This window comes from Inquilinus sp. (genome assembly GCF_039594555.1).
Classification (GTDB): domain Bacteria; phylum Pseudomonadota; class Alphaproteobacteria; order DSM-16000; family Inquilinaceae; genus Inquilinus.
The window spans coordinates 1-20958 of sequence record NZ_JBCNNF010000009.1 but is presented as its reverse complement, the minus strand read 5'-3'; the positions used below and the strand labels follow the sequence as shown (position 1 = coordinate 20958).

21 protein-coding genes are annotated in these 20958 nt (G+C 69.3%); 13 read left to right on the top strand and 8 right to left on the bottom strand.

The window, feature by feature from the left end:
- Nucleotides 1-80 precede the first annotated feature (80 nt).
- Entirely contained in the window at nt 81-488 is a 408-nt protein-coding gene (locus ABDW35_RS01965) for a DoxX family protein (RefSeq protein WP_343712160.1), read from the top strand.
- Between the two features lie 57 nt (nt 489-545).
- Here the strand turns inward: ABDW35_RS01965 and ABDW35_RS01960 are convergent, their stop codons facing one another.
- Nucleotides 546-1325, bottom strand: a complete 780-nt coding sequence (locus tag ABDW35_RS01960) for an enoyl-CoA hydratase (protein ID WP_343712159.1) — start codon at nt 1323-1325, stop codon at nt 546-548.
- Nucleotides 1326-1359: 34 nt separating this feature from the next.
- Nucleotides 1360-2190 (bottom strand): bifunctional DNA-formamidopyrimidine glycosylase/DNA-(apurinic or apyrimidinic site) lyase, encoded by an 831-nt coding sequence (gene mutM / locus ABDW35_RS01955; protein ID WP_343712158.1) that lies wholly within the window; start codon nt 2188-2190, stop codon nt 1360-1362.
- Between the two features lie 47 nt (nt 2191-2237).
- Between mutM and ABDW35_RS01950 the strand changes: the two genes are divergently transcribed.
- From ABDW35_RS01950 to cysK, 6 genes are all read left to right on the top strand, one after another.
- On the top strand, nt 2238-2999 hold the full coding sequence (locus tag ABDW35_RS01950; RefSeq protein ID WP_343712157.1) for a class I SAM-dependent methyltransferase: 762 nt from the start codon (nt 2238-2240) through the stop codon (nt 2997-2999).
- 18 nt (nt 3000-3017) lie between these two features.
- Nucleotides 3018-3170: a hypothetical protein gene (locus tag ABDW35_RS01945; protein WP_343712156.1), complete on the top strand. Its 153-nt coding sequence runs from the start codon at nt 3018-3020 to the stop codon at nt 3168-3170.
- Between the two features lie 143 nt (nt 3171-3313).
- The gene (gene coaBC, locus ABDW35_RS01940) at nt 3314-4543 is read left to right on the top strand and encodes a bifunctional phosphopantothenoylcysteine decarboxylase/phosphopantothenate--cysteine ligase CoaBC (RefSeq protein WP_343712155.1); all 1230 of its coding nucleotides are present in this window, start codon (nt 3314-3316) and stop codon (nt 4541-4543) included.
- Nucleotides 4544-4553: 10 nt separating this feature from the next.
- A complete protein-coding gene (gene dut / locus ABDW35_RS01935; RefSeq protein ID WP_343712154.1) occupies nt 4554-5012 on the top strand; it encodes a dUTP diphosphatase in 459 nt (152 codons plus the stop codon).
- A gap of 3 nt (nt 5013-5015) precedes the next feature.
- Nucleotides 5016-5474 (top strand): Rrf2 family transcriptional regulator, encoded by a 459-nt coding sequence (locus tag ABDW35_RS01930; RefSeq protein WP_034848448.1) that lies wholly within the window; start codon nt 5016-5018, stop codon nt 5472-5474.
- 81 nt (nt 5475-5555) lie between these two features.
- Nucleotides 5556-6545 (top strand): cysteine synthase A, encoded by a 990-nt coding sequence (gene cysK / locus ABDW35_RS01925; RefSeq protein WP_343712153.1) that lies wholly within the window; start codon nt 5556-5558, stop codon nt 6543-6545.
- Nucleotides 6546-6595: 50 nt separating this feature from the next.
- Here cysK and ABDW35_RS01920 read toward each other — a convergent pair whose 3' ends face one another.
- Nucleotides 6596-8185, bottom strand: a complete 1590-nt coding sequence (locus ABDW35_RS01920; RefSeq protein ID WP_343712152.1) for an ABC-F family ATP-binding cassette domain-containing protein — start codon at nt 8183-8185, stop codon at nt 6596-6598.
- A 152-nt stretch (nt 8186-8337) separates the two neighbouring features.
- Between ABDW35_RS01920 and ABDW35_RS01915 the strand changes: the two genes are divergently transcribed.
- Entirely contained in the window at nt 8338-9438 is a 1101-nt protein-coding gene (locus tag ABDW35_RS01915; protein ID WP_343712151.1) for a P1 family peptidase, read from the top strand.
- 94 nt (nt 9439-9532) lie between these two features.
- On the opposite strand, the gene ABDW35_RS01910 is transcribed toward ABDW35_RS01915, so the two are convergent.
- The 4 genes from ABDW35_RS01910 to ABDW35_RS01895 form a co-directional block, all read right to left on the bottom strand.
- The gene (locus ABDW35_RS01910) at nt 9533-10651 is read right to left on the bottom strand and encodes a site-specific DNA-methyltransferase (protein WP_343712150.1); all 1119 of its coding nucleotides are present in this window, start codon (nt 10649-10651) and stop codon (nt 9533-9535) included.
- 47 nt (nt 10652-10698) lie between these two features.
- A complete protein-coding gene (locus ABDW35_RS01905) occupies nt 10699-11319 on the bottom strand; it encodes a ribonuclease HII (protein WP_343712149.1) in 621 nt (206 codons plus the stop codon).
- Between the two features lie 69 nt (nt 11320-11388).
- Nucleotides 11389-11631 carry a hypothetical protein gene (locus ABDW35_RS01900; protein WP_343712148.1) on the bottom strand — a complete coding sequence of 81 codons (243 nt, stop codon included), beginning with the start codon at nt 11629-11631 and terminating at the stop codon, nt 11389-11391.
- A 59-nt stretch (nt 11632-11690) separates the two neighbouring features.
- Complete coding sequence (locus ABDW35_RS01895; protein WP_343712147.1) at nt 11691-12800, bottom strand: PA0069 family radical SAM protein; 1110 nt, start codon at nt 12798-12800, stop codon at nt 11691-11693.
- Between the two features lie 166 nt (nt 12801-12966).
- Between ABDW35_RS01895 and rpsT the strand changes: the two genes are divergently transcribed.
- The 5 genes from rpsT (at nt 12967) to gyrB (ending at nt 20258) form a co-directional block, all read left to right on the top strand.
- On the top strand, nt 12967-13227 hold the full coding sequence (rpsT, locus tag ABDW35_RS01890) for a 30S ribosomal protein S20 (RefSeq protein WP_034847866.1): 261 nt from the start codon (nt 12967-12969) through the stop codon (nt 13225-13227).
- Between the two features lie 509 nt (nt 13228-13736).
- Nucleotides 13737-15131, top strand: a complete 1395-nt coding sequence (gene dnaA, locus ABDW35_RS01885) for a chromosomal replication initiator protein DnaA (RefSeq protein ID WP_343712146.1) — start codon at nt 13737-13739, stop codon at nt 15129-15131.
- Between the two features lie 254 nt (nt 15132-15385).
- Nucleotides 15386-16519: a DNA polymerase III subunit beta gene (dnaN, locus tag ABDW35_RS01880; protein WP_343712145.1), complete on the top strand. Its 1134-nt coding sequence runs from the start codon at nt 15386-15388 to the stop codon at nt 16517-16519.
- A 63-nt stretch (nt 16520-16582) separates the two neighbouring features.
- Nucleotides 16583-17782 carry a DNA replication/repair protein RecF gene (gene recF, locus ABDW35_RS01875; protein WP_343712144.1) on the top strand — a complete coding sequence of 400 codons (1200 nt, stop codon included), beginning with the start codon at nt 16583-16585 and terminating at the stop codon, nt 17780-17782.
- A gap of 16 nt (nt 17783-17798) precedes the next feature.
- Nucleotides 17799-20258, top strand: a complete 2460-nt coding sequence (gene gyrB, locus ABDW35_RS01870) for a DNA topoisomerase (ATP-hydrolyzing) subunit B (RefSeq protein WP_343712143.1) — start codon at nt 17799-17801, stop codon at nt 20256-20258.
- Nucleotides 20259-20638: 380 nt separating this feature from the next.
- Here gyrB and ABDW35_RS01865 read toward each other — a convergent pair.
- Nucleotides 20639-20958: hypothetical protein (locus ABDW35_RS01865; RefSeq protein ID WP_343712142.1), on the bottom strand; the 320-nt coding region annotated here is incomplete at its 5' end.

The window sequence follows — 20958 nt, the reverse complement described above, 5'->3', positions numbered from 1 at the left end:
CCGGCAATGACAATGAGGGAATACGGGCCGGGCGGTTGATGTCATAGTGCCCGCATCGAATCACTTGCCCGGATGGTGAAATGTCGGCTTTCTCTTCTTTCTTCGCCTTCTTCGCCCGCATCTTCCTCGCCGTCCTGTTCGTGGTCTCCGGCTGGACCAAGCTGATGGCCTTCGACGGCACGGTGCAATATGTGGCTCAGGCCTCGAACCTGCCGGCGCCGCAGATCTTCACCGCGCTGACCATCCTGGTCGAGCTCGGCGGCGGCATCCTGCTGGTGCTCGGCCTGTTCTCGCGCTTCGCCGCCTTCATCATGGCCGGCTTCACGCTGCTGACCATCCTACTGGTTCATCATTTCTGGACGATGGCCGATGCCGAGATGCAGTTGAATCAGCTGATGGCGATGAAGAACCTCGCCATCGCCGGCGGCCTGCTGATGGTCACCGCCTTCGGCCCCGGCGCCTGGGCGATCGGCCCCGGCCGCGACTGAGCCGCGGCTTCAAATCGATGAAGAACGGCGGGCCTCGGCCCGCCGTTTTCGTTTTGATCAGCGGTGCTTGAACTGCGGCGGCCGCTTCTCGGCGAAGGCGGCCATGCCCTCGCGCCGATCCTCGGTGCCGAAGGTGGCGTGGAACATCCGCCGTTCGAACAGGATGCCCTCGGCCAGCGGCGTCTCGTCGGCGCGGTGCACCGCCTCCTTCGCCATCATCGTGATCGGCAGCGAATAGCCGGCAATGGTCTCCGCCGCCTTCACCGCCTCGGCCAGCAGCTCGGCCGCCGGCACCACGCGGGCGACCAGGCCCGACCGCTCCGCCTCCGCCGCATCCATCATCCGGCCGGTCAGCACCAGGTCCATCGCCTTCGACCGGCCGATCAGCTTGGTCAGGCGCTGGGTGCCGCCGGAGCCGGGGATGGTGCCCAGCTTGATCTCCGGCTGGCCGAACTTCGCCGTGTCGGCGGCGATGATGAAGTCGCACATCATCGCGATCTCGCAGCCGCCGCCGAGGGCATAGCCGGCCACAGCGGCGATGATCGGCTTGCGCAGCTTGACGATGCAGGTCCAGTTCTCGATCAGGTTGCCGCGATAGGCGGCGATGAAGTCCTTCGACGCCATCTCCTTGATGTCGGCGCCGGCGGCGAAGGCCTTCTCCGACCCGGTCAGGACGACGGCGCCGATATCGTCATCCGCGTCGAAGGCGGCCAGGGCCTGGGCGAGGTCCCGGAAGATCGCGTCGTTCAGGGCGTTCAGCGCCTGCGGCCGGTTCAGCGTGATCAGGCCGACCCGCCCCCGGGCCTCCACCAGGATGGTCTCGTAGCTCGCGGTCATATGGTCCTCCGCCTCGGATTGATCGAACGCCCGGTCAGCGTTGGCAGACCGGGCAGAAGAAGGTGCTGCGGCCGGACTGGACCAGGCGCTGCACGGTGCCCCGGCACTTCGGCTTGCGGCACGGCTCGCCCTCGCGGTCGTACACCGACCAGGAATGCTGGAAATAGCCGAGCTCGCCATCGACCTGGACGTAGTCGCGCAGGCTGGACCCGCCGGCCTCGATGGCGCGCTGCAGCACGGCCTTGATCTCCGGCACCAGCCGCGCCGACCGCACCCCGGCGACCGAGGCGGCGACCCGGCGTGGCGAGATCCGCGCCGCCCACAGCGCCTCGCAGACATAGATGTTGCCCAGGCCGGCGACGACGCGCTGGTCCAGCAGCGCCGCCTTGATCGGCGTGATCTTGCGGGCCAGCGCCTGGTCCAGATAGGCGGCGTCGAACTCGTCCGACAGCGGCTCCGGCCCCAGCGCCTCCAGCGACTTGTGGGCGTGCAGCGCGTTCTGGCTGACCAGGTCCATCATACCGAAGCGGCGGGTGTCGTTGAAGGTGACGACCGACCCGGCCTCGGTCTCGAACACCACGTGGTCGTGCGGGCTGACGATCTGCGGCCGGCCCTGGCTGACCATCATCCGGCCGGACATGCCGAGATGGATCAGCAGCACCATGCCGTCATCGAGATGGATCAGCAGGTACTTGGCGCGGCGGTCCAGCCGGACGATGCGGCGGCCGGTCAGCCGCTCGGCCATCCGCTCGGGCAGCGGGAAGCGCAGATCGGGGCGGCGCTGTTCGACGCGGGCCAGGATCTGGCCTTCCAGGACGGGCACCAGGCCGCGGCGAACGGTCTCGACTTCGGGAAGCTCGGGCATGGCCGGCACACTGGCACGACCCGGCGCCGGACGCTATGGTCCCGGCCATGAGCGACGCGCCCCACAATCCTGAATCCCGCTGGTTCGGCGACACCGAGGTCGACCCGACGGAGAAGACCCATCGCGTCCACGGCGTCTTCACCAGCGTGGCCCAGCGCTACGACCTGATGAACGACCTGATGAGCGGCGGCGTCCACCGGCTGTGGAAGGCCCAGTTCATCGCGGCGATCCGGCCCCACCCGGGCGAGGTGCTGCTGGACGTGGCCGGCGGCACCGGCGACATCGCCTTCCGCTTCCTCGACCGCGCCGGCCCGACCGGGCGCGCCATCATCTGCGACCTGACCGAGGGCATGGTCGCGGTCGGCCGCGACCGGGCGATCGACCGCGGCCGGGTCGGCCCGATCCTGCACATGGTCGGCAACGCCGAATCGCTGCCGGTCGCCGACCGGTCGGTTGACGTCTACACCATCTCCTTCGGCCTCAGGAATGTGACCCGGATCGACGACGCGCTGCGCGAGGCGCGGCGGGTGCTGAAGCCGGGCGGGCGCTTCTTCTGCCTGGAGTTCAGCAAGGTTGTGCTGCCGGGCCTCGATCGCGCCTACGACCTCTATTCCCGCGCGGTGATCCCGCGCATGGGCAAGGTGGTGGCCAAGGACGAGGACAGCTACCGCTACCTGGTCGAGAGCATCCGCCGCTTCCCCGACCAGCCGAGCCTGGCCGAGCGAATCGAGGCCGCGGGACTGGAGCGGGTGCGCTGGACCAACCTGTCGGCCGGCATCGCCGCGATCCACACTGGCTGGCGGATCTGAGGGTTTCGAGGAGGCCGCATGATCGATCGCGAGCGAGAAAGAACTTCGGACGCTCAGCCACCAAAGGGAGAACGGCAGCGGATCGAAGAAGACACCGCGGCCTCGATAGCGTTCTGGAACGAATACGAGGCTCGATTCGGAACGCCCGCTGACGAGTATTGCGAGATCTGATCCGGTCGAGCCGGACCAAATTTCACGGCCGCCGTCGCGCATTTCGTCGCAAGCGGCGATCGTAGGGCTTGCCGAATCCGGCTGAGCGCCCTAAAGAACATTCATGCGATGTAGTTCGCCTCTGCCGCCCCTGGGGACCTGCCGTGACGCTGACGCTGCGTGACCGCCGCATCCTGCTGGTCATCGCGGGCGGCATTGCCGCCTACAAGTCGCTGGACCTGATCCGCCGGCTGCGCGAGCGCGGGGCGCGGGTGCGCTGCATCCTCACCCAGGCGGCGACCGAGTTCGTCACCCCCCTCGCCGTCTCCGCCCTCACCGAGGACACGGTCTATCGCGAGCTGTTCTCGCTGACCGACGAATCGGAGATGGGTCATATCCGCCTGTCGCGCGACGCCGACCTGCTGGTGGTCGCCCCGGCCACCGCCAACATTCTGGCGCGGATGGCGGCCGGCCTGGCCGACGATCTGGCCACCACCGCCCTCCTGGCCACCGACAAGCCGGTGCTGGTAGCGCCGGCGATGAATGTGCGGATGTGGGACCACCCGGCGACGCGGGACAATCTGGCCTTGCTGCAGCGCCGCGGCGTGCGCGTGGTCGGCCCGAATCCGGGCGAGATGGCCTGCGGCGAATACGGCCCCGGCCGGATGTCGGAGCCGCTGGAGATCGTCGCCGCGGTCGAATCCTATTTCGCGGAGTTCGACCGCTTCGGCACCGGCGGGCCGCTGCATGACCGCCACGTCATCGTCACCAGCGGCCCGACGCATGAGCCGATCGACCCGGTGCGCTACATCGCCAACCGCTCCTCCGGCAAGCAGGGCCATGCCATCGCCGCGGCGCTGCGCCAGGCGGGAGCGCGGGTGACGCTGGTCAGCGGCCCGACCCATGAGCCGGCGCCGCACGGCGTCACGGTGGTGCCGATCGAGACCGCCGACGAGATGCTGGCCGCCTGCCGCGCCGCCCTGCCGGCCGACGCCGCGATCTGTGCCGCCGCGGTGGCCGACTGGCGCGTCGCCGCCCCGTCGGGGCACAAGATCAAGAAGGGCGCCGGCGGCCCGCCGGCCCTGGCCCTGGCCGAGAACCCCGATATCCTGGCGACGCTGAGCGCGCCCGGTCCGGACCGGCCGGCCCTGGTTGTGGGATTCGCCGCCGAGACCGAAGACGTCATCGCCCATGCCCAGGCCAAGCTGGCCCGCAAGGGCTGCGACTGGATCCTGGCCAATGACGTGTCGCCCGGCACCCAGGCCTTCGGCGGCGATTCGAACATCCTGCACCTGATCACCGCCGACCGCACCGAGACCTGGCCCCGGCTGAGCAAGGCCGATATCGGCACCCGCCTGGCCGGCGCCATCGCCCGCCATTTCGAGAAGGCCTGAGCCCATTCCGATGACCGAAGCCGTCCCCATCGCCATCACCCGCCTGCCGCACGGCGCCGACCTGCCGCTGCCCGCCGCCGCCACCGAGGGGGCGGCCGGGCTGGACCTGCTGGCCGCGGTGGCGGAGCCGGTGACGGTGGCGCCCGGACGGCGGGCGATGATCCCGACCGGCATCGCCATCGCCCTGCCATGCGGCTGGGAGGCGCAGGTGCGCCCGCGCTCCGGCCTCGCCCTCAAGCACGGCATCACCATCGTCAATGCGCCCGGCACGATCGATTCCGACTACCGGGGGGAGATTGGCGTGGTGCTGATCAATCATGGCGACGAGCCAGTCGCCATCACCCGGGGCATGCGGATCGCCCAGATGGTCGTGGCCCGCCACGCGACCGTCATCTGGGACGAGCGCGCGAGCCTCGACGCCACCGCCCGCGGTACGGGCGGCTATGGATCCACCGGAACGGGAGCCTGAGGGATGTTCCGACTGCCCAAGAAGATGCTGTTCGCGATCGAGGCGGTTCTCGACATCGCCTACAATGCTGTCGATACGCCGGTGCAGAGCGCCGAGATCACCAAGCGCCAGGGCATCCCGCGGCGCTACCTGGAGCAGGTGCTGCAGCAGCTGGTGCGGGTCGACATCCTGACCGGGGTGCGCGGCCCGCGCGGCGGATATCGCCTGGCGCGGGAGCGCCGGCGCATCACCGTCGGCGAGATCGTCCGCGCCATCCGCTCGCTGGAGACCGCGGCCGATGACGAGGATGCATTGCCGCCGGGGTCCCGGCTGGGGCAGGAGATCGTCCGCCCCCTCTGGGCCGAGCTGCAGGAGGAGGCAGTCAAGAAGCTCGACGCCCTGAGCATCGAGGACCTCTCGAACCAGGCCCGCGACAAGGGCATTCCGCGCGAGCGGGCCGCCCCGGTGGACTTCTCGATCTAAAACCGGTCCGGCCTGCTGGCCTTCCCCAGGGCCGGCGCGTATAAATGTTGATCACCCTATTTAACGCCCCTGGAGAGTAATATGTCGTCCACCGTCGGCAAGATCGAGCTGCCTGCCCGGACCGAGTTCCGGGGCAAGATCTACGACTCGATCCTCGACACCATCGGCGCGACCCCGCTGGTACGGGTGAAGAAGCTGGCCGCGGCCCATGACGCCAAGGCCGACATCCTGGCCAAGCTGGAGTTCTTCAACCCGCTGTCGAGCGTGAAGGACCGCATCGGCCTGGCGATGATCGAGGCCCTGGAGGCCGCGGGCAAGATCAAGCCCGGCGTGAGCACCCTGATCGAGCCGACCTCGGGCAACACCGGCATCGCGCTGGCCTTCGTCGCCGCGGCCAAGGGCTATCGCCTGATCCTGACCATGCCGGAGACCATGTCGGTCGAGCGGCGGAAGATGCTGAAGCTGCTGGGCGCCGAGCTGCACCTGACCGAGGGCCCGAAGGGCATGAAGGGGGCGATCGCCAAGGCCGAGGAGCTGGTCCAGACGATCCCGAACGCGATCATCCCGCAGCAGTTCGAGAACCCGGCCAACCCCGAGGTGCACCGCCGCACCACGGCCGAGGAGATCTGGGCCGACACCGATGGCGGCGTCGACATCCTGATCTCCGGCGTCGGCACCGGCGGCACCATCACCGGCGTGGCCGAGGTGATCAAGCAGCGCAAGCCCAGCTTCAAGGCGATCGCGGTGGAGCCCGAGGACAGCCCGGTTCTCTCCGGCGGCAACCCGGGCCCGCACAAGATCCAGGGCATCGGCGCCGGCTTCGTCCCCGGGATCCTGAACACCAAGGTCATCGACGAGGTCGTGCGGATCTCGAACGAGCGGGCCTTCCAGGTCGCCCGCCAGGTGGCGAAGCTCGAGGGGCTGCCGGCCGGCATCTCCTCCGGCGCCGCCCTGGCCGCGGCGCTCGAGGTCGGCGCCCGGCCGGAGAACGAGGGCAAGAAGATCGTCGTGATCGTCCCTTCGATCGCCGAGCGTTACCTGTCGACCGCGCTGTTCGAAGGGCTGGATTAAGCTCCGCCTTCTCAGTGCGTGCGGGGGAAGCGGGCCTTCGGGCCCGCTTCTTATTTGTCCAAAGCGATCACCCGGCCGATACCCACCGCCTCGAGGAAGTCCGGGTCGTGGCTGGCGACCAGCAGCGCCCCGTCATAGGCCGCGACCGCCCGCTCGATCGCCGCGATCGAGTCGAGGTCGAGATGGTTGGTCGGCTCGTCGAGAATCAGCAGGCGGGGCGGCCGCGGCCCGCCCAGCACGCAGGCCAGCGCCGCCCGCAGCGTCTCGCCGCCGCTAAGGTCCCCGGCAGGGCGCAGCGCCGCATCGGCCCGAAACAGAAAGCGCGCCAGCGCCGCCCGGCAGGCATTGTCGGTGGCGTCCGGATGCATCGCCCGGAAATTCTCCAGGATGGTGCGGTCCGGCCGCAGCCCGCCGGCCCGCTGGTCGAGCATGGCGACGCCACCAAAGCGACGAACCCGGCCCTCATCCGGCTCCAGCTCCCCGGAAGCGAGGCGCAGCAGCGTCGACTTGCCGGCGCCGTTCGGCCCGGTCACCGCCACCCGCTCCGGCCCGGTCAGGGCGAAGGACAGGTCGCGCAGCACCGGCCTCACGGCACCCGGCGGTCCCCAGGACACATGCTCGAAAGCCAGGACCGTGGTGCCGGCGGCCAGCCCGGTGGAGGGCACGGAGGCCCCCAGGGTATCGGTCCGCTCGACCGCGGCCCGCGCCTCGGCCAGCGCCGCCTCGGCCCCCTCCTCCCGCCGGTCGCGCAGCCCCGTCTGGCGCGACTGGCTCTGCCCGGCCTTCTCCTTCTTGAAGTCCAGCAGGATCTTGGCCTGGCCGCCGCCGGCGCGGGATTTGCGGGCGCGGGAATCGCTGCGGGCCTTGCGCTCCAGCGCCGCCTGCCGCTCCCGCGCCAGCCGCGCCACCTCCTGCTCGGCATGAGCGAGGTCGTGCCGCGCCGCCTCGGCGTCGGCCTCGCGCCGCGCGCGGTAGTCGTCCCAGTTGCCGCCATAGATCCGGGCGCCGAGGCTGGACAGCTCGACGATCCGGTCCATCCGGCGCAGCACCTCGCGGTCGTGGCTGACCACCAGGGCGCTGCCGCGCCAGCCTTCCAGCAGGGCGCAGATCGCGGCGCGGCCATCGGCGTCGAGATTGTTGGTCGGCTCGTCCAGCACCAGCATGTCCGGCGGGTCGACCAGCAGCCCGGCCAGGGCCAGGCGTGTGGCCTCGCCACCGCTCAGCGTGCCGAGCGGCCGGCGCAGGTCGAGATCGCCGGGAAGGCCCATCCTGGGCAGCGCTGCGGCCGCCCGCTCCTCCACCGTCCAGTCGGCGGCGGCCAGGTCATCCTCGTCCCCTTCCCCCGCCAGCAGCCGGTCCAGCCGGGCCAGGGCCGGGGCGATGCCGAGCGCGTCGGCAGCGGTCATGCCGGGCACGACCCGCACGGCCTGGGGCAGCAGCCCGATCCGGCCCTGGCGCAGGACGCGGCCGGATTGCGGCGGCACCTCGCCCAGCAGCAGGCGCAGCAGCGTCGACTTGCCGACGCCGTTGCGGCCGACGAGGCCCGTCCGCTCCGCCCCGAAGGCGAGCGTCAGATCCTCGAAGAGCGGGCGATGATCAGGGGTGTGGTGGGACAGCGACTCGGCGGCAAGGAGAGGCATGGGGACTCGACGGATTCAGCATGACGGGGCGGGTGAAGTTCCGGTCCGTCCTGCTTTCCATCGGGTCTCTCCTTGGCTGTGAGGCGGGCAGCATAGACAGCCCGTCCCCGCCGCGCTAGCCCGGAGCAAACGACGCAGCGGAGGAAGCGACGATGACCAAGCCACGGGCCCGCGACCTGGGCATTCCCTTCGACGGCGAGCCCGGGCCGCTGAACGCCATCACCGACATCGCCGGAATCGAGGTCGGCGCCGCCACCATCATCTCCGGCAACGGCAGGATGGAGGTCGGGCGGGGGCCGGCGCGCACCGGCGTCACCGCCATCCTGCCGCGCGGCCGCGTCTTCAACCCGGTCTTCGCCGGCACCGCCGTGCTGAACGGCAATGGCGAGATGACCGGCACGATCTGGATCGAGGAATCGGGCTTCCTCGAAGGGCCGCTGGCGATCACCAACAGCCACAGCGTCGGCGTCGTGCGCGACGCGGTGATCGGCTGGCAGGCCCGCCACGGGCTGGTGGCGCCGCTGAGCCACGACCTTTACTGGTGCCTGCCGCTGGTGGCCGAGACCTGGGACGGGATCCTGAACGATATCAACGGTTTCCACGTCACGGCGCAGCATGCGGTCGAGGCGCTGGACGGCGCCCGGCCGGGCCCGGTGGCGGAGGGCAATGTCGGCGGCGGCACCGGCATGTCGCTGTTCGGGTTCAAGGGCGGCACGGGCACGGCGTCGCGCCGGCTGTCATCCGGAGAGGGCGGCCACACCGTCGGCGTGCTGGTGCAAGGCAATTTCGGCCGCCGCAAGAACCTGATGATCGCCGGCGTGCCGGTCGGCCGCGAGATCCCGGACCTGCTGCCCGACCTGGCCTGGGACCGCGACGCCGGGTCGATCATCGTCGTCATCGCCACGGACGCACCGCTGCTGCCGCATCAGTTGAAACGCCTGGCCCGGCGGGCCCCGATCGGCATCGCCCGCACCGGCGGCTATGGCGCCAATGGCAGCGGCGACATCTTCGTCGCCTTCTCCACCGCCAATCCCGGAGCCTTCAGCCGCCAGGACAGCCGGCTGGTGCAGGTGCTGCCGAACGACGCCATGGACGGGCTGATCGAGGCCGCGGCCCAGGCGACCGAAGAGGCGATCGTCAATGCCATGATCGCGGCCGAGACCATGACCGGCCGCGACGGCAACACGCTGCATGCGATCCCGCATGACCGGCTGCGGGAGATTCTCAAGAAATACAACCGCTTGACGGAGTGAGTGGAGGGGCCCGACAGGTTGGGTCCGTTCTTGCGAACCCAACGGAGGTACGAGTCGCAAGATATTGGGTTCGCGGGCCAACCCAACTTTCCGCTTAATGCACCGCCATCTCGGCCCGGATCTTCTGGCGCAGCAGGTCGATCGGCGCCAGCCGGTCGCGCTGGGCCTCGAAATGCCAGAAGGTCCAGCCGTTGCAGGACGGCGCGCCCTGCAGCGCCGCGCCGACGCGGTGGATCGAGCCGGCATGGTCGCCCTCGCTGTTGCTGGCGATCAGCGTGCCGTCGGCCCGCACCTTGGCGACGTAGCGGCGCTGGGTGTCGAACAGCCGGTCGCCCGGCCGCAGCATGCCGCGCTCCACGACCCAGCCGAAGGGCACGCGCGGCGCCTGGCGCTTCGACAGGGTGTCGAGCATGCTCGGATCGGCCGGCGATTCGATCGTGGCGATGCGCTGGGCGGCGACGCGGGCATAGACCTCCTCACGCTCGACGCCGATGAACTTGCGGCCCAGCCGCTTGGCCACCGCGCCGGTGGTGCCGCTGCCGAAGAACGGGTCGAGGATGGTCTCCCCCGCCCGGGTCGAGGACAGCAGGACGCGCCACAGCAGCGCCTCGGGCTTCTGCGTCGGATGCGCCTTGCGGCCGTCGATCTTCAGCCGCTCGCCGCCGCTGCAGATCGGCAGCGTCCAGTCGCTGCGCATCTGCAGTTCCTCGTTCAGCGCCTTCATGGCGTCGTAGTTGAAGGTGTAGCGGCTGTCGGGCGACTTGGCGGCCCAGATCAGCGTCTCATGCGCATTGGTGAAGCGGGTGCCGCGGAAGTTCGGCATCGGGTTCGATTTGCGCCAGACGATGTCGTTCAGGATCCAGAAGCCGAGATCCTGCAGGATGGCGCCGACCCGGAAGATGTTGTGATAGGTGCCGATCACCCACAGCGTGCCGTCGTCCTTCAGCGCATGGCGCGCCGCCGCCAGCCAGTCCCGCGTGAACCGGTCATAGGTGGCGAGGTCGCTGAACTTGTCCCACTCGGCATCCACGCCGTCGACCCGGCTCTCGTCGGGCCGGCGCAGCTCGCCCCCCAACTGCAAGTTGTAGGGCGGATCGGCGAACACGCAATCGACCGAGCCGGCGGGCAGCGACCGCATCGCCGAGATGCAGTCGCCAAGGACGATCCGGCAGCCCGGCGGCAGGCGCTCGGTGATGGTGGGTGATTCGCTCATAGGCCGACGATGAGTCGCGAAGGACTCGGCGTCAATACCCCTTCGAATCAGCCGGTTATGGCGAGTCGCTGAAACACCGGGGCGAAGGACCGGCGATGGTGGTCACAGACCCCGATCCGGTCGAGCGCGGCGATATGCTCCGGCGTTCCGTAGCCGGCGTTGCGTTCCCACCCATAGCCTGGATGGAGGGAGGAGAGACGCAACATCTCGTGGTCGCGCACAACTTTTGCGAGGATCGAGGCCGCCGCGATCGACAGCGACAGGGCATCGCCGCCGACCACCGCGCGGCCGTCGCAGGGCAGCCCGTCGGGCACCTTGTTGCCGTCGACGAGGGCGATGTCCGGACGCTCCGGCAGGGCGTCCAGCGCCCGCTTCATCGCCAGCATGCTGGCCTGGAGGATGTTGATTCGGTCGATCTCCTCGACTGTCGCCCAGCCGAGTCCGACCTGGGCCACCGCCCGGATGCGCGGCACCAGCGCCTCGCGCCGCTGCGCCGTCAGCACCTTGCTGTCATCGATCAGGGAGGCGAGATCGGGGTCGAGCGGCCGGGTCAGCACCACGGCGGCGGCCAGCACCGGGCCGGCCAGCGGGCCGCGGCCCACCTCGTCCAGCCCGGCGACGCTCCGCCCCGGCGCGCCGCATTCAATCTCGAGACTCCAATCCGGCATGCCGCCCCTCCTGCCCCAGGGCATAGCGCCGGCAGGCTGAAGAGCCAAGCCCCAAGGATCGGATGCGAATTAGGCCGGCTGGTCCGAAAGGTCGAGGCGTCGCTCGATACGATCGAGCCGGTCATGGATACGATCGAACCGTCCGCCGATCTCGGCGCAGAACTCGGCACCGTCGCGCTCCAGATGCGCCAAATGACGTTCGATCGCTGCAAGATGGACGCGCTGCTCGCGCTGTTCCGACCGCATCTCCGCCACGTCGGCGCGGACGGCGCGCAGAAGCTCGATGACGAGGTTTTCAGGTTCGGTCGTCATGATCCGAATCTGCGGTGAGCCGTGCGGGATGTCAAACCATTGGCCAACATGCCCTTCCTCTAGAACAGACTCATCTGGTCGCCCGGCCGCGGCGGTGGGGAGAACTGGGTGGTGTCGAGGGTCCAGCGCTTGCGGTCTAGGCCGAGCCGGCGGACGGCGTGGTTGAAGCGGGTGCGGATCAGCTCCGCCACCGGCCCCTCGCCGCGATGCCGCTCGCCGAAGCCGGATTTGTAGAGCTTGCCGCCGCGGGTCTGGCGGATCAGCGACATCACCCGTCCTGCCCGGTCCGGCGCATGCGCCTGCAGCCATTCCTCGAACAGGCCGGCGATCTCCAGCGGCAGGCGCAGCAGGGTCCAGCCGGCCGCCGTGGCCCCGGCCTTCACCGCCGCCTCCAGCACCTGCTCCAGCGAATGGTCGTTGAGGCCGGGGATCATCGGCGAGGTCAGCACGATCACCGGGATGCCGGCCTGGGTCAGCTGGCGCATCGTCTCCAGCCGCCGCGGCGGAGTCGCGGCCCGCGGCTCCAGCGTCCGGGCCAGCTCGCGGTCGAGCGTCGACAGCGAGATACAGACCGCCGCCAGGCCTTTCGCCGCCATCGGCGCCAAGAGGTCGATGTCGCGGGCGATCAGCGCCGATTTGGTGACGATGCCGAGCGGGTGGTTGAAGCGCGACAGCACCTCGATCACCCGGCGGGTCAGCTTCAGCTCGCGCTCGATCGGCTGGTAGGGGTCGGTGTTGGTGCCCATCGCCATCACCGCCGGAACATAGCCGGGTCGACGCAGCTCGGCCTCCAGCAGCTCCGGCGCATCCGGCTTGTAGAACAGCTGGGTCTCGAAATCGAGGCCGGGCGACAGACCCAACCAGGCATGCGTTGGCCGGGCGAAGCAGTAGATGCAGCCATGCTCGCAGCCCCGGTAGGGGTTGATCGACCGGTCGAACATGATGTCCGGCGAATCGTTGCGGGTGATGATGGTGCGCGCGGTGTCGACATGCAGCTGCGTGCGCAGCGGCGGCTCCTCATCATCCTCCGCCTGCGCCAGGCCGGCCCAGCCGTCGTCGATCCGATGGCGGGTGGCGGCCTCGAAACGGCCGGTGCGGTTGCTGACCGCGCCGCGGCCCTTGCGCGGCTGATCGGGCAGCTCGTCCAGGTCTGGGGGCTTGATGGGCATAGGAACAAATATAGAACATGGCTTCGAGCTTGCCAATCCCTCGCGGGCGGGCCACATGGGGGACCGCAGGCGGCGTCGAGACTCGTCTTGACGCCCGGGCGCGAAGGGACTATCAAGCGCCCTCGATTTTTCTTGGGGCCGTCGTTGGCCCGAACTGGGACCGACAATGGCCAACCACAAGTCCGCCGAGAAGCGTATCCGCCAGACCGAGCGCCGCACGGTCGTCAACCGCAACCGCGTCAGCCGCATCCGCACCTTCGTCAAGAAGGTCGAGGCGGCGATCGAGTCCGGCGACAAGGCCGCCGCGGCCGAGGCTTTCAAGGCGGCGCAGCCGGAGATGCATCGCGGCGTCACCAAGGGCGTGCTGCAGAAGAATACGGTCGCGCGCAAGCTGTCGCGCTTGTCCGGCCGCATCAAGGCCCTCTGAGCCCCGATCACCGACGAGCCGTTCCGCGGCAGCCGCCGCGGAACGGCTTTCTTATTGCCTGAATGATACGGCGGATGCGGCACGATGGGCCGCTGTCCGGGACCGTTTTTTGCGTTTTGGGATGGTCCGGATTTGTTCCGTTGCCAGCCCGCGCCCACCCTGCATATGATCGTCTTTCGCCTGCCATTGGCAGGTTGAAGATGGCCTCAGGACACAACTTGCCCGGCTACCAGCCTTCCTCCCGAAGATTGGCAGAAGTCTGCGAGTGCCCCTGAGAAATACTCGTACATCTTTTATTAATCATCCCCGTAGCTCCACAAGTAGCTGCGAGGAATTGTTCCTGCACGTCGGTCGTGATACTGTGATTATTACAGTTTGAATTCTGCAAGCATGGCAGCCGCGCATCGGGCATCTGGTGCTGTCGGTGGTGGGAGCGGATACAATCGGGGACGTGGCGGGCAGTGCGCCGCGGATCGGATCGAGAGGGGTCGGAAGGCAGCATGTCGTCGATGGGGGGAGTCATCGCATCGATCGATCAACAATGGGCCAAGGTCTGCGGCCGGTTGCGCGACGAGGTGGGCGAAGGCGCCTTCAAGAGCTGGCTGCGCCCGGTGGTCGTCGTCGATCTCGACGGCGGCGAGGTCCGCATCGCCGCTCCCACCCGCTTCATGCGCGACTGGGTCGCCGCCCATTATGCCGACCGCATCCGCAGCCTGTGGCATTCCGAGAATCCGGACATCCACAGCGTCGACGTGATCGTGGTGCCGGACCGGCTGGCCACCAAGCCGGCCGCCATGGCTGCCCCGGCCGCCACCGCCCCGGCGTCGCGCGCCGAGTCGCAGGCCCCGGCGCCGGAACGCTCTCCCGAGTCGGCGGCCGAGTTCGGCGCCGTGCTGGACCAGCGCTTCACCTTCGACAATTTCGTCGTCGGCAAGCCGAACGAGCTGGCCCATGCCGCCGCCCGCCGGGTGGCGGAGGCCAACAGCGTCACCTTCAACCCGCTGTTCCTCTATGGCGGGGTGGGGCTCGGCAAGACCCACCTGATGCATTCGATCGCCTGGCACATCCGGCAGAAGCATCCGGAGCGGCGCGTGCTCTACATGTCCGCCGAGAAGTTCATGTACCAGTTCATCCGTGCCCTGCGGTTCAAGGACACGATGACGTTCAAGGAGATGTTCCGGTCGGTCGACGTGCTGATGATCGACGACGTGCAGTTCATCTCCGGCAAGGACTCCACCCAGGAGGAGTTCTTCCACACCTTCAACGCGCTGGTGGACCAGAACCGCCAGGTGGTGATCTCGGCCGACAAGTCGCCCTCCGATCTCGAGGGGATGGAGGAGCGGCTGCGCTCCCGTCTCGGCTGGGGCCTGGTGGCCGACATCCACCCCACCACCTATGAGCTGCGGCTGGGCATCCTGCAGGCCAAGGCGGAGACCGCGCGGGTCGAGATCCCGGCCAAGGTGATGGAGTTCCTGGCCCACAAGATCACCTCCAATGTGCGCGAGCTGGAGGGGGCGCTGAACCGCATCACCGCCCATGCCGAGCTGGTGCACCGGCCGATCACCCTCGAATCGACCCAGGAGCTGCTGCACGACCTGCTGCGCGCCTCCGACCGTCGGGTCACGATCGACGAGATCCAGAAGCGGGTGGCCGAGCACTACAACATCAAGGTTGCCGACATGCATTCGGCCCGCCGCGCCCGCACCGTGGCCCGGCCGCGCCAGGTGGCGATGTACCTGTCGAAGCAGCTGACCCCGCGCTCGCTGCCGGAGATCGGCCGCAAGTTCGGCGGGCGGGACCACACCACGGTGATGCACGCCGTGCGCAAGGTCGAGGAGCTTTGCAGCGAGGACCGCTCTTTCGCCGAGGATGTCGAGCTGCTGCGCCGCATGCTCCAGGTCTGACGGACTCAATCCTATCAAGCCATTAGATACCGTTGTGAAAGCGGCGGCATAATCCGGGGTGGACCGCACCGCCGCCCGCGGCCATAGCCCATGCCCCACCCCCTCGCCGGGACCGGGAAAACCGCGGCGGACGGCGCGCGGCACTCGCCAGCGCCGCCGGCTTTCGGCTATAGTGCGCCCCCGCCGCGTCGGCCGGGCTTCTGCCCGTCCCGATGACCCAGTCCGGCGGCCGGCATCGTCGAAGTGGAATTGGGATGAAGCTGATCATCGAGCGCGCTGCCCTTCTCAAGGGCCTGAGCCATGTGCAGAGCGTCGTCGAGCGGCGCAACACCATCCCGATCCTGTCCAATATCCTGTTGCGCGCCGATGGCGGCGCGCTGCGCCTGACAGCCACCGACATGGATCTCGAGATCGTCGAATCCGTGCCGGCCGAGATCCAGGCGCCGGGCGGCACCACCGCCCCCGCCCACACTCTCTACGACATTGTCCGCAAGCTGCCCGATGGCAGCCAGGTCGAGATTGAGACCAACCCCGACGGCGGGTCGCTGACCCTGCGCGCCGGCCGCTCGAACTTCCGGCTGGGCTGCCTGCCGGTCGAGGATTTCCCGAGCATGGCGGGCGGCGATCTGAGCCACCGCTTCACCATCGCCGCGGGCGATCTGCGGGTGATGATCGACCGGACCAAATTCGCGATCTCGACCGAGGAGACGCGCTACTACCTGAACGGCATCTATCTGCACGCCGCCACGGCCGACACGGTGCCGGTGCTGCGCGCCGTGGCCACCGACGGCCACCGCCTGGCGCGGGTGGAGATGCCGCTGCCGGACGGCGCCGACGCCATCCCCGGCGTGATCGTGCCGCGCAAGACCGTGATGGAGCTGCGCAAGCTGCTGGACGAGAGCGGCGAGACGGTCGAGGTGCAGCTGTCCGAGACCAAGACCCGCTTCACGCTGCCGGGCGCGGCGGGCGACGGCGTGGTGCTGACCTCGAAGCTGATCGACGGCACCTTCCCGGAATATGAGCGGGTGATCCCGAGCGGCAACGACAAGATCCTCGAGGTCGACGCCAAGGAGTTCGCCAAGGCGGTCGACCGCGTCTCCACCATCTCGACCGAGAAGAGCCGGGCGGTGAAGCTGACGATCGAAAACGGCTCGCTCACCCTCTCTGCCAATTCGGCCGAGCAGGGCAGCGCGACCGAGGAGATCGAGGTCAGCTACGAGGCGGCGAAGATCGAGATCGGCTTCAACAGCCGCTATCTCCTCGACATCACCCAGCAGATCGAGGGCGACGGCGCCCGCTTCGCCATGGCCGATGCCGGGTCGCCGACCATCGTCCGCGACACCGCCGATTCCAGCGCGCTGTACGTGCTGATGCCGATGCGGGTGTGACGGCTTGAACCGAGGAATGCGGGCATTTGGGGCGAAGCGTCCGCTTCGGATGCCTTGAGCCACATGTCCCAGGACCCCATGCCGGAGCAGGCGGCCGCCTCGTCCGGGCGCCCCTCTCCTTCGGGAGGCGGGGCCCGGATCGCGGTGACGCGCCTGGTGCTGACGGAGTTCCGCTGCTACGGCCAGCTGCGGATCGACCTCGACCCGCGCCCGGTGGTGCTGACCGGGCCGAACGGCGCCGGCAAGACCAACCTGCTGGAGGCCGTGTCCTTCCTGTCGCCCGGCCGCGGCCTGCGCCGCGCCCCGCTGCCGGAGGTGACGCGCCGCCAGGCCACCGGCACCGCCGGCTGGGCCGTCGCGGCGCATCTGCTGACCCCGACCGGCGAGATCCGGCTGGGCACGCAGCTGGAGCCCGGCGAAGGCCGCCGCGCCGTGGTCATCGACGGCCGGCCGGCGCAGAGCCAGACGGCGCTGGGCGCCCGGGCGCCGATGCTGTGGCTGACGCCGCAGATGGACCGGCTGTTCGGCGACGCCGCCAGTCAGCGGCGCCGCTTCCTGGACCGGCTGGTGTTCGGCTTCCACCCCGACCATGCCGGGCAGCTCGGCGCCTACGAAAAGGCGATGCGCGAGCGCAACCGCCTGCTGAAGGACGGCCGCCCCGACCCGGCTTGGCTGGCGGCGCTGGAGGACACGATGGCGACCAGCGGCACCGCCGTCGCCGCCGCCCGGCGCGAGCTGGTGGCGCGGCTGCGCGGCGCCGAGTCGCTGATGACCGAAGGCCCCTTCCCGCGTGCCGACCTGGCCATCGACGGCCGGATCGAGGCGTGGCTTGAGGATCGGCCGGCGGTCGACGCGGAAGAGGCTTTCCGCAACTTTTTGTGCGATAATCGGCGCATCGACGCTGCGGCTGGTGCCGCGACGGAAGGTCCGCATCGCAGCGACCTGTCCGTCCACCACCGGACCAAGGCGATGCCGGCGGCGCAATGCTCGACCGGCGAGCAGAAGGCGCTTCTGATCGGCATCGTTCTTGCCAATGCCCGCCTGCTCGCCGGGGAACGCGGCGCCCCGCCCCTGCTGCTCCTCGACGAGGTGGCAGCGCATCTCGACGAGGCCCGTCGGGCGGCGCTGTACGAGGAGATCCTGGCGCTCGGCGCCCAGGCCTGGATGACCGGCACCGACCCGGCGCTGTTCGCGCCGCTCGGGGACCGGGCCCGCCACCTCGGCGTCGATGACGCCCGGGTGACGGCCCGGGATGCCGATTGAAACGGATGAAGAAGTAATGTCGGATTCTGCGATCCCGAACGACGACGGCGCCTATGATGCCGGTTCCATCACCGTGCTGCGCGGCCTCGAGGCCGTGCGCAAGCGGCCGGGCATGTATATCGGCGACACCGATGACGGGTCCGGCCTGCACCACATGGTGTACGAGGTCGTCGACAACGCCATCGACGAGGCGCTGGCCGGATACTGCGACACCGTCACGGTGACGCTGAACGCCGAAGGCTCCGTCACCGTCACCGACAACGGCCGCGGCATCCCGGTCGCGATCCATGAGGAGGAGGGCATCAGCGCCGCCGAGGTGGTGATGACCCAGCTGCATGCCGGCGGCAAGTTCAACCAGAACTCCTACAAGGTGTCGGGCGGCCTGCACGGCGTCGGCGTCTCGGTGGTCAACGCGCTGTCGGAGACGCTGGACCTGCGCATCTTCCGCGACGGCCATGAATGGTTCATGCGCTTCCATGACGGCGAGAGCGAGGCGCCGCTGGCGGCGCTGGGCCCGCAGGGCGAGAACCGCGGCACCCATGTGACCTTCCTGCCGTCGAAGCAGACCTTCACCAAGACCGAGTTCGATTTCGGCACGCTGGAGCACCGGCTGCGCGAGCTGGCCTTCCTGAACTCCGGCGTCAAGCTGACCCTGACCGATGCGCGCGGGCCGGAGCCGCGGATCGTCGAGATGCATTACGAGGGCGGGCTGAAGGCCTTCGTGAACTATCTCGACAAGGCCAAGCAGGCGCTGCATCCGGAGCCGATCACGGTCACCGCCGAGCGCGACGGCATGACGGTCGAAGTGGCGATGCAGTGGAACGACAGCTACCACGAGACCATGCTGTGCTTCACCAACAACATCCCGCAGCGTGATGGCGGCACCCATCTGGCCGGGTTCCGCGGCGCGCTGACGCGGCAGGTGAACAGCTACGCCACCGAGAGCGGCATCCTGAAGAAGGAGAAGGTGGCGCTGACCGGCGACGACGCCCGCGAGGGCCTGACCTGCGTCCTGTCGGTGAAGGTGCCGGACCCGAAATTCTCCAGCCAGACCAAGGACAAGCTGGTCTCGTCCGAGGTCCGCCCGGCGGTCGAGGCAGTGGTCAACGAGATGCTGGCCACCTGGTTCGAGGAGCATCCGAACGACGCCAGGCGGGTGATCCAGAAGGCGGTCGAGGCGGCGTCGGCCCGCGAGGCGGCGCGCAAGGCGCGCGAACTGACGCGGCGCAAGGGCGCGCTCGACTTCGCCTCCCTGCCCGGCAAGCTGGCCGACTGCCAGAACCGCGACCCGGCCGAATCCGAGCTGTTCCTGGTCGAGGGCGACAGCGCCGGCGGCTCCGCCAAGCAGGGCCGCGACCGCAAGTTCCAGGCGATCCTGCCGCTGCGCGGCAAGATCCTGAACGTCGAGCGGGCGCGGGTGGACAAGATGCTGTCCTCGGCCGAGATCGGCACGCTGATCACGGCGCTGGGCACCAGCATCCGCGACGAGTTCGACGCCGACAAGGCGCGCTACCACCGCATCATCATCATGACCGACGCGGATGTCGACGGCAGCCACATCCGCACCCTGCTGCTGACCTTCTTCTATCGGCAGATGCCGCAGCTGATCGAGCGCGGCTACCTCTACATCGCCCAGCCGCCGCTGTACCGCGCGGCGCGGGGCAAGGAGGCGGTGTACCTGAAGAACGACGACGCGCTCGAGGCCTATCTGATCGACAGCGGCATGCGCGACCTGGTGTTCACGCCGTTCGACGGGGCGCAGATCGCCGGCAACGACCTGCGCAGCCGGATCGAGCAGGCGCTGGAGGCCAAGCACAGCCTGGCGCCGCTGATCCGCAAGGTCGGCAGCCGCGCCGTGGTCGAGCAGGTGGCGGTGGCCGGCGCCCTGGCGTCGCGCATCGTCAACGACGCCGCCGTGGCCGGGGAGACCGCGGCCTATGTCGCCCAGCGGCTCGACGCGCTGGAGCCGGAGTTCGAGCGCGGCTGGCAGGGGGCGCCGCTGCCGCCCTCCGGCAACCAGCCGGGCGGGCTGGTGTTCCGCCGCACCCTGCGCGGCGTGACCGAGAGCCGGACGATCGATTCCGACATCGTCCGCTCGGTCGAGGCGCACCGGCTCGACCGCATGGCCGCCGACCTGCAGGCGCTGTACAGGCGGCCGGGCGTCCTGACCTGGATGAACCCGAAGGGCGCCGCCCAGGAATGGCCGATCACCGGCCCGCTGGACCTGATTGAGCGGGTGCTGGAGCAGGGCCGCAAGGGCCTGGCGGTGCAGCGCTACAAGGGCCTGGGCGAGATGAACCCGGACCAGCTGTGGGAGACCACGCTGGACCCGAACGCCCGGGTGCTGCTGCGCGTCGAGGTCAAGCACGCCGACGACGCCGAGGACGTGTTCTCGACCCTGATGGGCGACGTGGTCGAGCCGCGCCGCGACTTCATCCAGGAGAACGCGCTGAAGGTCACGAACCTGGACGTGTGACCGGGCGGGCCTTCTGCCCTTCCCTCGCCAGCGACACCATTCACAGTTCTTCGGAGAGAACTTTTTTAAGTCCCCCCTCCCCTTGCGGGAGGGGGGTAGGGGGAGGGGTCTGCGCGCGTCCGCGCGCGAATGGGGAAGGCCCGCTCTGTCGGGCAGGCCGGTTGCCGGGATCCAGGCCGGGTCGAGCCGAAAGAACCCCCTCCCCCTACCCCCCTCCCGCAGGGGGAGGGGGGACTCGAAAGGAGCGGCTGCCGCCTGCAATCGGCCTCGACGAACTCCCCTCACCCGGAGGCGCAAGCGCCTCCGACCTCTCCCGCAAGCGGGAGAGGCAAAACAATCGGCTCTCTTGATCGAAGGCACCTCGCGGACGAACCGCGCCCTTACCCCGTATCTGGGGACCTGGGCTTGCGGCTGGAGGCCCAGCGAGGCTCGGGCGGACTCTCCGGCGGATCGTCCTCGCCATCCGCCGGCGGCAGGAAGCCGAGATGCTCCATGGCCTCGTCGGCCATCTCCAGCCACTGCTCCACCCGCACCGGATAGCCCCAGCGCCGGCACAGCGCCGCCACCGCGACCGGCGCCGGGCTGGCCTCCACCAGCTCGGCCACCTCCGGCCGTTCCAGCCTTTCGCTCAGCTCGGCGGCGCGGCGATCCTCCTCGCCCTCCTCGGACGATTCGTAGACCGCCGCCATCATCGCCAGCG